14 protein-coding genes and 1 other RNA gene are annotated in these 12358 nt (G+C 65.0%); 9 read left to right on the forward strand and 6 right to left on the reverse strand.

All coding sequences use genetic code 11. The features are described from left to right. Positions 1–5 precede the first annotated feature (5 nt). The 8 genes from MP11Mi_RS11430 to MP11Mi_RS11465 all read left to right on the forward strand — a co-directional run bounded on the left by MP11Mi_RS11430 (position 6) and on the right by MP11Mi_RS11465 (position 5378). The gene (locus MP11Mi_RS11430; RefSeq protein ID WP_420039043.1) at positions 6–944 is read left to right on the forward strand and encodes a mechanosensitive ion channel family protein; all 939 of its coding nucleotides are present in this window, start codon (positions 6–8) and stop codon (positions 942–944) included. Continuing rightward, positions 941–1369 (forward strand): hypothetical protein, encoded by a 429-nt coding sequence (locus tag MP11Mi_RS11435; protein ID WP_420039044.1) that lies wholly within the window; start codon positions 941–943, stop codon positions 1367–1369. The genes MP11Mi_RS11430 and MP11Mi_RS11435 overlap by 4 nt, the downstream gene beginning before the upstream one ends. 27 nt (positions 1370–1396) lie before the next feature. Next, on the forward strand, positions 1397–2083 hold the full coding sequence (gene ftsE / locus MP11Mi_RS11440; RefSeq protein WP_420039045.1) for a cell division ATP-binding protein FtsE: 687 nt from the start codon (positions 1397–1399) through the stop codon (positions 2081–2083). 35 nt (positions 2084–2118) lie between these two features. Further along, complete coding sequence (gene ftsX / locus MP11Mi_RS11445; RefSeq protein WP_420039046.1) at positions 2119–3024, forward strand: permease-like cell division protein FtsX; 906 nt, start codon at positions 2119–2121, stop codon at positions 3022–3024. 65 nt (positions 3025–3089) lie between these two features. Beyond that, entirely contained in the window at positions 3090–3563 is a 474-nt protein-coding gene (gene smpB / locus MP11Mi_RS11450) for an SsrA-binding protein SmpB (RefSeq protein WP_420039047.1), read from the forward strand. Further along, positions 3560–4330, forward strand: coding sequence for a hypothetical protein (locus MP11Mi_RS11455; RefSeq protein ID WP_420039048.1), 771 nt, complete (start codon positions 3560–3562; stop codon positions 4328–4330). Before smpB ends, MP11Mi_RS11455 begins: the two co-directional genes overlap by 4 nt. Before the next feature lie 116 nt (positions 4331–4446). Then, positions 4447–4819, forward strand: a transfer-messenger RNA (tmRNA) gene (gene ssrA, locus MP11Mi_RS11460). A gap of 223 nt (positions 4820–5042) precedes the next feature. Beyond that, a complete protein-coding gene (locus MP11Mi_RS11465; RefSeq protein WP_420039049.1) occupies positions 5043–5378 on the forward strand; it encodes a helix-turn-helix transcriptional regulator in 336 nt (111 codons plus the stop codon). Between the two features lie 400 nt (positions 5379–5778). Here the strand turns inward: MP11Mi_RS11465 and MP11Mi_RS11470 are convergent, their stop codons facing one another. Together MP11Mi_RS11470 and MP11Mi_RS11475 are read right to left on the reverse strand one after the other, a co-directional pair. After that, positions 5779–6804 (reverse strand): alpha/beta hydrolase family protein, encoded by a 1026-nt coding sequence (locus tag MP11Mi_RS11470; RefSeq protein ID WP_420039050.1) that lies wholly within the window; start codon positions 6802–6804, stop codon positions 5779–5781. Between the two features lie 286 nt (positions 6805–7090). After that, on the reverse strand, positions 7091–8737 hold the full coding sequence (locus MP11Mi_RS11475) for a long-chain fatty acid--CoA ligase (RefSeq protein WP_420039051.1): 1647 nt from the start codon (positions 8735–8737) through the stop codon (positions 7091–7093). 157 nt (positions 8738–8894) lie between these two features. Here MP11Mi_RS11475 and MP11Mi_RS11480 point away from each other — a divergent pair, with 157 nt between their 5' ends. Further along, positions 8895–9455, forward strand: coding sequence for a QsdR family transcriptional regulator (locus MP11Mi_RS11480; protein ID WP_420039052.1), 561 nt, complete (start codon positions 8895–8897; stop codon positions 9453–9455). Here MP11Mi_RS11480 and MP11Mi_RS11485 read toward each other — a convergent pair. Genes MP11Mi_RS11485 through MP11Mi_RS11500 form a run of 4 tightly spaced genes read right to left on the reverse strand, consistent with a single transcriptional unit; the run spans position 9445 to position 12323 of the window. Next, complete coding sequence (locus tag MP11Mi_RS11485) at positions 9445–9783, reverse strand: DUF488 domain-containing protein (protein ID WP_420039053.1); 339 nt, start codon at positions 9781–9783, stop codon at positions 9445–9447. The genes MP11Mi_RS11480 and MP11Mi_RS11485 overlap by 11 nt on opposite strands. Before the next feature lie 10 nt (positions 9784–9793). Next, on the reverse strand, positions 9794–10852 hold the full coding sequence (locus MP11Mi_RS11490; RefSeq protein ID WP_420039054.1) for an ABC transporter permease: 1059 nt from the start codon (positions 10850–10852) through the stop codon (positions 9794–9796). Then, the gene (locus tag MP11Mi_RS11495) at positions 10849–11703 is read right to left on the reverse strand and encodes an ABC transporter ATP-binding protein (protein ID WP_420039055.1); all 855 of its coding nucleotides are present in this window, start codon (positions 11701–11703) and stop codon (positions 10849–10851) included. Before MP11Mi_RS11495 ends, MP11Mi_RS11490 begins: the two co-directional genes overlap by 4 nt. Beyond that, positions 11700–12323 carry an alpha/beta hydrolase gene (locus tag MP11Mi_RS11500; RefSeq protein WP_420039056.1) on the reverse strand — a complete coding sequence of 208 codons (624 nt, stop codon included), beginning with the start codon at positions 12321–12323 and terminating at the stop codon, positions 11700–11702. Before MP11Mi_RS11500 ends, MP11Mi_RS11495 begins: the two co-directional genes overlap by 4 nt. Positions 12324–12358: the final 35 nt, after the last annotated feature.

Below are 12358 nucleotides of genomic sequence, written 5' to 3' on the forward strand. Positions count from 1 at the left end.
CCGCGATGACCTATCTCGTCGACGAACTCGGACTGCCGTCCTGGCTGCGGTCCATTGAACGGTGGCTGGCCGTCGACTTCGTCCAGATGCTGGTGTGGATCATCGGCGCGATTCTGATCGCCCGCTTCATCCGATGGGGCGCCGACCGATACTCACAGCGCGCGATCACACAGTTCGAACTCAGCGAAGACATAGTCCAATCCGAAGATCTCAAGCATCGCCGCGCGCTCGTCGATGTGATCGCGTGGACGTTGATCGCCATCGTCGTGATCGTCGTCGGACTCAAGATCCTGGCGGTGTGGGTCCCGACGTCGAGCCTCGTCGGTTTGAGCGCGGTACTCGGCGCCGCTCTCGGTTTCGGCGCGCAACGGATCGTGCAGGACGTGCTCGCCGGGTTCTTCATCATCGCCGAGCACCAGTACGGATACGGCGACGTCGTGAACCTGGCAGTGACCGGCGGCTTGGAAGCCGAAGGCACGGTCGAAGACGTGACGTTGCGCGTCACCCGGCTGCGGAACTCCGACGGTGAACTGATCACCGTGCCCAACGGCCAGATGATCAAGGCGACCAACCTGTCCAAAGACTGGGCACGCGCCGTCGTCGACGTTCCCGTTCCGCTCGACGCGGATATCAATGTGGTCAATGCGACGCTGCGCGAAGTGGGGCAGGAGTTCTACGAGAAGCCGCGCTGGCACCGCCTGTTGCTCGACGCGCCGCAGCCGCTGGGCGTGACGAACCTCGAACTCGATTCGGCGACGGTGCGGATGGTGGCCAGGACGCTGCCGGGACAGCAGTTCGACATCGGTCGTGCATTGCGGTCGGAGATCATCTTCGCGCTCGCCCGCCACGGTGTCACGGTGTCGAAGGAAGTCCGCAACGAGACGGTCGCTGAGACCGCCGCCGCCGCGGCCCCAGATGAGGCTCGGGACGGGGGCGAGGAATGACCGAGGAGCATCAGACACGCCTGGAGCGGCTCAAGCACGTCTACCGGACTAGGGTCCGTACGACGACTGTCGTGTTGATCGTCCTGTGGTTCGCGCTGTTGGCGCTGTACGGCTTCACGTCGCAGCACTATCCGCCCAAAGAGGCGGCGAGACCCACGCAGACCACCGAGCAGCCGGTGGACACGCAGGCCCCGGTCACCGAGCCGACCGAGACGACCTCCCAACCGTCGAGCACTACCGTCGAGTCGACGACGGAGTCCACTCCAGAGCCGACCGACGACACCGATCAGACGACGGGTCGGACTCCGTCGTCTAGCCAGTTGGCGCCGCGTCACACCGCGCCGCTGCAGACGCAGCTCATGCCGGCGCCCGACTCACCGGACGAGAGCGCCGACACGACTCCGGACAGCGGGAACGGGCGATGACCGCGTCGATCAGTACACTTGGTCACCGTGATCAAGCTGTCGAACGTGACGATGCAATACGCGAAGTCGAGCAGGCCCGCCTTGTCGGACCTGTCGTTTGAGATCGACAAGGGTGAGTTCGCGTTCCTGATCGGGCCGTCAGGCTCGGGGAAGTCGACGTTCTTCCGGTTGCTACTCAAGGAAGACAAGCCGACGTCCGGCGAAATCGAGGTCGGTGACTTCCACGTGACCGAGCTGCGCAACCGCGATGTGCCGAAGCTGCGGCAGTCGATCGGCTGCGTGTTCCAGGACTTCCGGTTGCTGCAGCAGAAGACCGTCGCAGCCAATGTGGCGTTCGCTCTCGAAGTGATCGGCAAATCGTCGTCGACGATCCGCGAAGCGGTCCCGGAGACCCTCGAATATGTCGGTCTGTCGGGCAAGGCCGACCGCATGCCGTTCGAGCTGTCGGGCGGCGAGATGCAGCGAGTCGCGATCGCGCGCGCGATCGTCAACCGTCCGCAGCTGTTGTTGGCCGACGAGCCGACCGGCAACCTCGACCCCGAGACGAGCGAGGGCATCGTTGAAGTGCTCGACCGGGTCAACCGCCGGGGCACCACTGTCGTGATGGCGACGCACGACCGCCATATCGTCGACGCGATGCGCCGTCGAGTCCTCGAATTCGATAACGGCAAGCTCGTCCGCAATGACGAATACGGCGTGTACGGCATCGGCTGACCGACGACTTCGCAGACTACGAGAGGCGAGCACGCATGCGCGCGAATTTCATTATCGGCGAAGTCCTCAACGGATTCCGTCGCAACATCACCATGACGGTCGCCATGATCCTGACGACCGCCATCACGCTCGGCATCCTCGGCGGCGGCATGCTGGTGATCCAGATGGCCGACAAGAGTCAGAAGATCTTCCTCGACCGTGTCGAGATGCAGTTCTTCATCAACGACGAGGTGACGGAGCGGGATCCGAACTGTCTGGAAGCCCCGTGCACGACCCTGCGGAACGATCTGGAAGCCGAGCCGGGTGTCGGATCGGTGACGTTCATCAGCCAGGATCAGGCGTTCCGTACGGCGAAAGCGTCGTGGGAAAAGGATTCGCCTGAGCTCGCCGACTTCATCCGCAAGGAGGCGTACCAGGGTGCGCTACGCGTCCGCATGGACGACCCGGACCGGTTCGGCGCGGTCCTCGACAAGTTCTCGAAAGCGCAGGGGGTCGACGGCGTCCTCGACCAGCGAGACCTGGTGAAACGCATCTTCAGTGTGCTCGATGGCGCGCGCAATGCTGCTTTCGCCATCGCAGCGGTCCTGGCGGTGGCTGCGATCCTGCTGATCGTCAACACCGTCCAGATAGCCGCTTATACGAGACGGACGGAGGTGTCGATCATGCGCTTGGTCGGCGCCACCCGGTGGTACACACAGTTGCCGTTCCTGCTGGAGGCGGTGATCTCCGCCGTCATTGGCGCGCTGCTTGCGATCGGCGGCCTGTTCCTCGGCAAGATATTCTTCTTCGACAAAGCGCTCGAAGACCTCTACGGTGTGAACATCCTGGCGCGCATCACGAACGCGGACGTGTGGTTCGTGTCTCCGTGGCTGGTGGTGGCGGGCATCGTCTTGGCCGGCATCACCTCGTACGGAACGTTGCGCGTCTACGTCCGTGAATGACGCGGGCAGTGGTGAACCGGTGCGCCGGTAGGACCACCCCGACTATCCCGTGGAGGAGAGCAATCGTGCCCAGAGAAAAGGGCAAGTCGGTGATCGCCAGCAACCGCAAAGCCCGGCACAACTACACCATTCTCGAGACGTTTGAGGCCGGCATGGTGCTCAAGGGCACCGAGGTGAAGGCGCTCCGTGAAGGCAAGGCGTCGCTCGTCGACGCGTTCGCGACGATCGACGACGGCGAGGTGTGGCTCAACGCCGTACACATCGCCGAGTACGGCAGCGGGACGTGGACCAACCATGCGCCCCGGCGTAAGCGCAAGTTGCTGATGCATCGGCGCGAGATCGACAACCTGATCGGCAAGATTCGGGACGGCAACCTCACGCTGGTCCCGTTGCAGATGTATTTCTCGGACGGCCATGCGAAGGTCGAGTTGGCGTTGGCTCGCGGTAAGCAAGCCCACGACAAGCGGCGCGACATCGCCGAGCGGACCGCTAAGCGAGAGGTCGAGCGCATTGTCGGCCGTCGCGTGAAAGGCATGTGAGACTCGCGGTGGCGGCGTGGGCGCGGTGGCTGGCGGTGTTGGTCGTCGCGGCGTGCGGAGTGTCGGTGTCTGCGTGTGGCGCTGACCCGCAGCCTGCTGAGGAACCGACGCCGGTGCTCGGCTGGGTCGTCGGTGACGGGTGCGCGACGCCGCCTGATCGGGTGCGCGCAGACGCCGACGGGATCGTCGCCCGCGGTGTCGCGGACGCCGGATTCCGATCGCTGTACGTGGTGTGCGACGACGCGCAGGCGCCGGCCGCGCTGGCCGATCCGGCGCTTCACGATCATCTTGACGATCTTGGGCTCCGACTCTCGGTGGTCTCGGCGAACGACGCCGATGTGAGCGCCGCGATGCGTGCCGACATCCCGTTGCCCGCGTTGCGCACCGCGATCACCCGGCATGTGATGGCGGCGCAACCACTGGTGTTCAGCGGTGAGGCCGCGCTCCTCGACGACGCGCATATCGCGACCGTCGCCAACCGCGACGTGTTGGCGATCGGACGCGACAGCAGGCGGACTGCGGGCGCGCCCATCAACGGCGACCGCGAACGGTTCTCGCGGGCGATCGGTTCGCAGGGGCTGATTGTGTCGCTGACCAATGGGGAGTCGATGGCGCGCGACCTATCGTTCGACCTTGTCGAGGTCAATCTGGCGGGCGATACCGTCGCCGCGACAGACGTGTGGACCGGGCGTCGAGTTCATGCGTCCGGCGGGACGATCACCCTGTCGTTGGCGTCTACCGATAGCGCCCTGCTGCGTATCGGCTGACCCGTTCGGCGGGACTTCGGCGATTCTGGGATGAAAGTGTCGGTCGAGTTCGTTATGATGGGGTGTCCGCTGGAAACAGGGGACACCACTCCGCTGGAAACAGGGGAGACCACCTAGGGGCCGATCGGTTTCGACTACGTGCATCGAGGTGGGGGAAGCGTGTCGGTGAAGGCTGGTGACCACCGTAAGCGTCGCAGCAAACTATTAAGCGCCGATTCCAATCAGCGCGACTACGCACTCGCTGCCTGATCAGCGAGGCTAGTCTGTCGGCCCGGTTCTAAGTTCCCGGAACCGGATGCCGGCATCAGCTAGGGGACTCACTGTTGGCGTCGGTCGCGGACGACGGCAGGACATCAAACAGCGACTGGGATCGTCATCCCGGCTTGTTCGCGAGACCGGGAGATCCAAGTAGAGACATAGCGGACTGCACACGGAGAAGCCCCACTGAAGTGACGGAGGACCCGGGTTCAATTCCCGGCGGCTCCACCCAAGCCTCCCACCTGTTAGCGCAGGTGGGAGGCTTTTTTGTTAGACGGGACACTTGAAAATCGGCCCCGTGAGCACATTTTGAGCACGGAGTTTGCGGTGACCGCGCGCGGCCACGCCGCTAGTTAGTCAGAGACGATCAATCGTGTATGGCCATCTGTATGACCTACCGAAAGGTGACCACCGACGACCACGCGACCAGCCTGGGCACCGAATGGGCGCTGGCATGATCCGCTACCTATCGCGCGCCGAGCTAGGCGAGCGGACCGGCCTGACCATCAACACCATCAACAGCTACGCCCGCAAGCGCCTACTGCCAGAACCGGACGCGATGATTGGGGACCGCGAAGGCTGGACCGAAGCGACCATTGACGAATGGGTAGCGAACCGTCCGGGATCGGGCGGGCCGCGTCTCGACTGTCCGTACTGGACCACCGTGGACGGGCGACGCGTTACGTGCCGCCGTCCACGCGACCATGCAGGGCTGCACGCCCACAACGGCCACGCATGGAAGTCGGCCCAGTCGCCGCCAAGCGGAACGCACTGGTACGGCAGGCCGTAGAGCACGACTCCTTCTCGTGCAGATGGCGAGGTGGTTCGGGCATGCGAGCTGGCGGGTGTTCGTCGTCGCTCGCCTCGTGGGCGAGATGGGACCGCCGAGCACGGGCGTTCCTCAGGACTTGGCAGGCTACCTGTACAGCGATAGCGCATGGACGTCCTACGTACCGCTCACCGATGTGACCACGTCCCGCGAGATCGACGAACACAAGCGCCCCACCTGCCGAGCAGGTGGGGCGCGAGTCTGTCAGTCGAGAGCCCTAGGCCAGCCCGGAGAAGACGTAGAGCAGAGCATTGAGCACGTAGTCGTTGCTGGAGATCGTGTCCCACAAGATGCTGTCGATCATTGAGAGCCCTTCATTAAGTCGATTGACGTACTGCGAACATACTAGACTAAATGGACCTCACTCGGTCTGTCGCTTGGCGAAGACTCGGAGCGCGTCCAGGTAGCCCGGCACGTATACGGACTTCGGCGCGAGAATCGAGCGTCCAACAGTGCGGATGTCGCGGCCGCGGTACTCGATGTCGTTGCGTGTCAGTCGATGTGTGCCTTCGGGAAATTCTTTCACCGTCAACAGCTCAGGCTCGATCCGGTCGCGGTAGACGCGTTCCGTCTCGGCAACGTCGACGGATCGGTCGCGGCCGCCGAGGAGTAGCAGCGTCGGGATGGCGACAGACTTGAGCGACGCCGTCGAATCAGAGTCGGCGTTGCGGGTGACGAACGCCCAGCGGTTGGCCGCCATCGGGTCCTCGTCGACGCGTGACGCCAGGTACTCCTGGTAGTCCGCTCCTCTCCTGCCCAATGCCGCACGCTTGGTGCGACGATCGACTGCGGAAGTGACCTCAGCGTCCGAATCGCCGTCAGCCACGGCTTCGGAGCGTGCTGCGAACTCGTCCTGGCGCAGCCAGTTGATCGCCGGGTCGACGGCGATCATAAAACGGAGATCGGGTCGTGCCCGCGCGACCTCAGGCAGCACCCAACCCGCTTGGCCGACGCCCCACGCACCTACTCTCGTCGGGTCGATGTCGTCTCGCGTGTGCACCCACGCGATCGCCGAGTCGACCTCCGTCGCGCGATCGTGCATCGACTGGTCGAGCCAATCACCGGGGGCGCCTTCGACGCCGGGCTTGTCCCACGCCAACGAAGCGAAGCCCGCGTCGGCGAACGCATCCCAGAGCGGTTTGAGGCGCTCGCCGTCGTCAGCGTCGACGGGGCCGTCGTCGTGGACGAAGACGACGAGCCCATACGGTCCGTCATCGTTGGTGGGGGTAGCGAGGACACCGTGGAGTTCGCCACGCGGCCCAGGGATCGTCACGCGCTCCTCATGGAACGCGTAATCGTTGGCGACGAGGATCCACACCGTGACGCCAAGGACGAGGGCGACGACGGTGCCGAGCGCCACCAGCGTCAATTTCTTCCTGCGGCTCACACAGCGAGTTTAGACGGGACACGCGAGTAGCCCCCTACAGGACGCCGCGCGTTCCTCGGCGAGTTGCGCGAACAGCGACGGCCCGCACACCGAAGTCGGTGCGCGGGCCGTCGCAGACAGCTAGGGGTCTATGCCAGACCGGAGAACATGAGGCGGAGTGCGCCCAGAAGTGCGTCGTTGTTCTGCAGTGCTTCCCACAGTGCTTGATCGATCATGATGTGCTCCTGTCACTTGAAGACCGATGACCGTTGCCACGGTACCGCCGGTTGTCTGAACTCGCGAACGCTCACACCTCAGGGTCACCGAGGACGGTGTAGTCGCCTTCCGCGTAATGCTTGCGCACACGCTTCTTGTCGAACTTGCCGACCGACGTCTTAGGTACCTCGGTAACGAACGACCAGCGCTCGGGGACCTGCCAGCGCGGCACCAGGTCTTCCAGGTACTTCTTGTGCGCTTCGATGTCGGCGTCGTCATCGCTGCGGACGACGGCGAGCACGAACGGACGCTCGTCCCACTTCTTGTCTGGGACACCGACGACGGTGGCTTCGACGACAGCCGGGTTCGAGGCAATGATGTTCTCGAGCTCCACCGACGAGATCCATTCGCCGCCGGTCTTGATCATGTCCTTGGCGCGGTCGACGATCGTCATGAAACCGTCCGGGGTGATCGTCGCGACGTCACCGGTGCGGAGCCATCCGTCGTGGAACTTCGACTCGTCGGTGACATTGCCTTCCGGCTGGTAGTAGGCGCCAGTAATCCACGGTCCGGACACTTCGAGCTCACCGACTGCTTCGCCGTCCCACGGCTGTTCCTGGCCGTCGTCACCGATGATGCGGGCGGCGACCGGCGACGGGAACCGGCCCTGGGTGACGCGGTAGGCGAACTCGGCCTCCTCGTCGGCCACACCCATCGGCGGGCGGGCCACGCTGCCCAGCGGGGACGTCTCGGTCATGCCCCACGCGTGGGTGATGCGGACGCCGTATCCGTCGAACTTCTTGATCATCGCGGGCGGTACCGCCGCACCGCCAACGACCACCTCGCGCAAATGTGTGATGTCCTGCGGCTTCGCGTCGAGCAGCGCCGAGACACCCTGCCAGATGGTGGGGACGGCGGCGGCCAGTGTCGGCCGCCCTTCAGCCATCATCGTCAGCAGCGGTTCGGGCTGCAGGAAGCGGTCGGGCATGATGAGCGTCGAGCCTGCCATCATCGCGGCGTACGGCAGACCCCACGACATGACGTGGAACATTGGGACGATCGCCAGCATCGTGTCGGTGCTCGACAGACCCATGCCCATTGTGGTCGTGACGATCAGCGAATGCAGGTAGATGCTGCGGTGTGAGTAGACGACGCCCTTCGGATCGCCGGTGGTCCCCGAGGTGTAACACATGACGGCCGCGTCGTTCTCGTCGATCTCCGGCCACGCGTACGTCGTCGGCTCGTCGGCGATCAGTTCGTCGAACCGGTGGACGGCGATGCCCTCCGGTGCGCTGATCGCGTCGACCGGCCCGTTGACGACCACCACGTGCTGCACGTTCGGTGTGCCCTGCAGGTACTGCGAGAGCAACGGTGCGACGGTGGCGTCGACGAAGATCACTTTGTCGTCAGCGTGGTTGATGATGAAGACGGCCTGCTCCGGAGACAAACGCAGGTTGAGGGTGTGGAGCACGGCGCCCATCGACGGGACGCCCGCGTAGATCGCCTGGTGCTCGTTGTTATTCCACATGAAGGTGGCGACACGGTCGCCACGCTCGACGCCGAGCTTGGCCAGCGCGTTCGCGATCTTCGCGCCGGTGTCGCCGATGTCGGAGAACGACATGTCCCGGAAGCCTTCGCCGGTCCACGTGCGAATGCGTGCTTCAGGGAAGATGCGACGGCTGTACTCGACCAGGCTCGAAATGGTCAGGGCGCCGTGTTGCATCGTGGACTGGATCATCGAGTCTCCTTCGTTTGCGCCGAGCGAGTCGGTCCGCACTTGTTTCGTCGAAAAGTGAGCGGCCTCACGCCGCTATCGACTAGTTTCCTACATTAGTCACACTTTGGTGCACCATTCCACCTAGATGGTGCATTGCCGTCGAGGAGATGAATCGCGAGTGAAGTCCGACGAGGTACTCGCCTTAGCGACTCGGCAGTTCGTGTTGGGCCGTCGGCTCGAAGTAGGGGAGCTCGCTACGGCTGCGGGCATCAATCGCAGCACCGTCTACCGCCGGTTCAACGGGCGCGACGGACTTCTCGGCGAAGTAATCTGGTCGTTGACGGAGATGACGATAGAGGCAGCGGCCCGTCGCGCCGTCGGGGTCGGCGGTGAGCGCATCGCAACAATGATGTGTGAATTCGCAGTACTCGCGAACAGTGCCGTGTATTTCCGCGACTTTCTGTCCCGAGAGCCCGAACGGGCATGGCGACTGATGACGACGAAAGTCGGCGGGGTGCAGCCGCGGATCGTCGATCGAGTCGCAACGTTCATCGACGACGAGGTCCTCGCCGGGCGGCTCGATCCGCCGATGCCGGTGCCGGATCTGGCGCTCATCCTGGTCCGCATCACCGAGACATTCGTGTACGCCAACGTGATCAGCGGGGAGGAGCCCGACGCGGCGAAGGTCGCGCAGGCGTGCGGAGCGATGCTCGGTGTGCGCGAGCGGATCACGCGGTGAGAGCGTCGACGATCACCGGGACGTGACTGTGGTCGACGTCCTTCGCGGCGGTCGCCAGTTCCACGTCGCCCGCCGCGGCGAGCTCGCGTAATTCGTCGAGAGCTTGCGCCGCCGGACCCGACGAGAGTTCCTCGCGGTAGCGGGCGACGAAGTCGTCGTACCGGTCGCGATGCGCGTGATACCACGATCTCAGCTCGTTCGACGGTGTCACGTCTTTGCACCACCGCCCGACGCGAGGGTCGTCCTTCGTGATGCCGCGCGGCCATAGTCGATCGACGAACACACGGCGGGTGTTCGGCGGATCGTAGACGCGGGCGACGGTGATCACGTCGTCGACGCTACGCCACGCGCACGCCTCTGCCGAGCTTGTGCGCGGGCACACGCAGGCGGCGGGCGGCGACCGCCAGTGACGCGACGCCGATGACGACTGTGACGGCCAACCCGATGTACCAGCTGTCGCCGATGTGGTTGGCGAGCCGTTCGTCGTCGTCAGTCAGCCAGGATGTCGTCAGTGCGTCGCACCCCTCCGACCTCACATCAGGTCCGGCGCGCGCGGACGATTGGAGGAATGCGAAGAAGCCTGCGCCGCCGAGGAACGGCGTGTTGTCGGGTCGGTCGACGCCTGCCGACAGGACGTCCGACACGATGAGCACTGGGTTCGGGGCCAGCAGCCACCACGTGTACTCGGTGTGGTTGAACCGCTCGTCACGTTCGTCGAGGCGGCAATCGGCGCTCGACCGGGCGTCGTCGAAATCCCAGCTGGCGACCGTTACCCGGTGAGTCTGTTGAGTCATCGGATAGGTCAGCCCGAACGCGACCGGTGACCCCAGCAGGAGCAGGAGCACCGTCGCCTGAGTGAGCATCGCCGATGCTGCCGGTCGGGAGGTGAAGGAGGAGTACGCCAATCCGATCGCACAGTAGGCGAACATGATCACGGCGGTCACGATCATCGCGAGGATCCCGAACATGATCGACGTGTGGCTCGAGACGACACCCCAGATCAGGTATGGCAGCGAGACACCGATCAGGGCGAGCGAGGCGAACCAGGAGCCCAAGAGCTTGCCGACGGCCAGATCCCACGAGGAGATTGGCGCCGCCTGGACGAGGGCAAGGGTCGCGTCCCGGCGGTCGCCGTTGACCGACGTCGCGCTCAACGTCGGCGCGGCCGCGAATCCGAGGAAGAGGACGACGGCCAAGGCGATGTCGAGGAGGTTGGACGACCAATCCCGGTATGTCTCGCCTGCGAGGGCCACCGTCAGATATAGCGAGCCGAGAACCAGGACGCTGGTCAGCGCGAACAGGAGAACCGCGGTGACCTTCCAGCGGGTGGAGCGGATCCGTTGACGGACTTCGAGGCCGACGAGGACGGCCACTGCGTTGCGGTTCACTCCGGTCACGTCCTGTCCGCATTGAGATCGAGGTAGGCCTGTTCGAGTGCATTGCCGAGTCGAGTGAACTCGGCGACCGGCGTGCCTTGAGTGACGTAGTGGGCGAGGTACGCGGCGGCGGCCGTGTCGTCGGCGAGCTCGACGACGACCGCCTGGTCGGCTTGCTGGTTCACCAGCCGCACCCGCCACCGGGCCATGGCCGAGGGCGCCGGTGCCCGGGTATGGCCGCCGGTCATCATCACGACGTCGTCGACCATCTCGTCGAGTTCGCTGAGAATGTGCGAGGACACGAGGACGGCGGCGCCCGCGTCGGCGACGGCACGCAACTGTCCGCGAAGTTCGATGCGCGAGCGGGGGTCCATGCCCGATGCGGGTTCGTCGAGCAACAGGATCCGCGGGTGGTGGACGAGGGCTCGGGCCAGGCCGAGACGCTGCTTCTGTCCACGGGAGAGACCGGACGCCGGATGGTCGGTGAACTCGACGAGATGGACTTGGGCGAGTAGTTCGCGGGCCCGCTGATCGGCGGTAGCCCGGTCGACTCCGTTGAGTCGGCCGAACGCGACGAGGATTTCGCGCGGCGTCAACGACTCCCACGTCCCGAACACGTCGGGCATCCATCCGATGCGGGCGCGCACAGCCTGCGGGTCGACGGTGCCGTCGCCGGTCGCGATGACGCCGCGGTCGGGGGCGAGCAAGCCGGCGAGCATCAACAGCAGCGTGGTCTTGCCTGCGCCGTTGGGGCCGACGAGTCCGGTGATCGTGCCCGGGTGCAGCGCGATGTCGGCGTGGACGACGGCGTGATGTGTGCCGAACGATCGTGCGAGTCCGGTCCCCGTCAGTGCGGGCGGGTGCGCGGTCATCTCGACACGCTGTCGCGCACGCGGGCACGCTCGAGTGCGTGTGAGATGAACGAGAGCGTTTCGGCGTGCCAGAACCCGATGTGGTCGAGCATCGGATGGCCACCGCCGGGTACCGGCACGTAGCTGGCGTCGAGGCCGCGCGCGGTGAGTTCAGCGATGCCCTTCGCGGTGCGCTTGGGTCGCGTGACGGTGTCGGATTCGCCGTGGATCGCGACGACGCGCGCCGCGTCGTGGATCTGACGCCAGTCGGCGAACTGCCACCATGGAGCCAACGCGAGGATGTCGGTGACTCGGTCGTCGCCGCCGAGTTGCGCGGCGATCCGGCCGCCCATCGAATGCCCGATCACGGCGATCGGCACACCTGCATGTTCGCGGGCGAGCCGTTCGAGGTCGTTGCGCGCGTATGGCATCGGGCTGGCCTGGCCGCCGTTCCAGCCGTACACGCGGTAGCGGGACTGGCGGACACGCACCCGTGCGCCGAACGCGGCTTGGATGGATGCGGTGAACGGGTACATGCGCAGTGCTGACCCTTGCATCGTCGAGAACGGGCGGTAGCTGAAGTCGGTGCCGCCGGGCAGGACCAGAACGGCCAGTTCGGGCCCCGGTATCGACAAACGCATGAAATCTCCCACATCCGGTGATCGGTCGCCCCCGA

The sequence above is a fragment of the Gordonia abscondita genome, from assembly GCF_032711245.1.
GTDB lineage: Bacteria > Actinomycetota > Actinomycetes > Mycobacteriales > Mycobacteriaceae > Gordonia.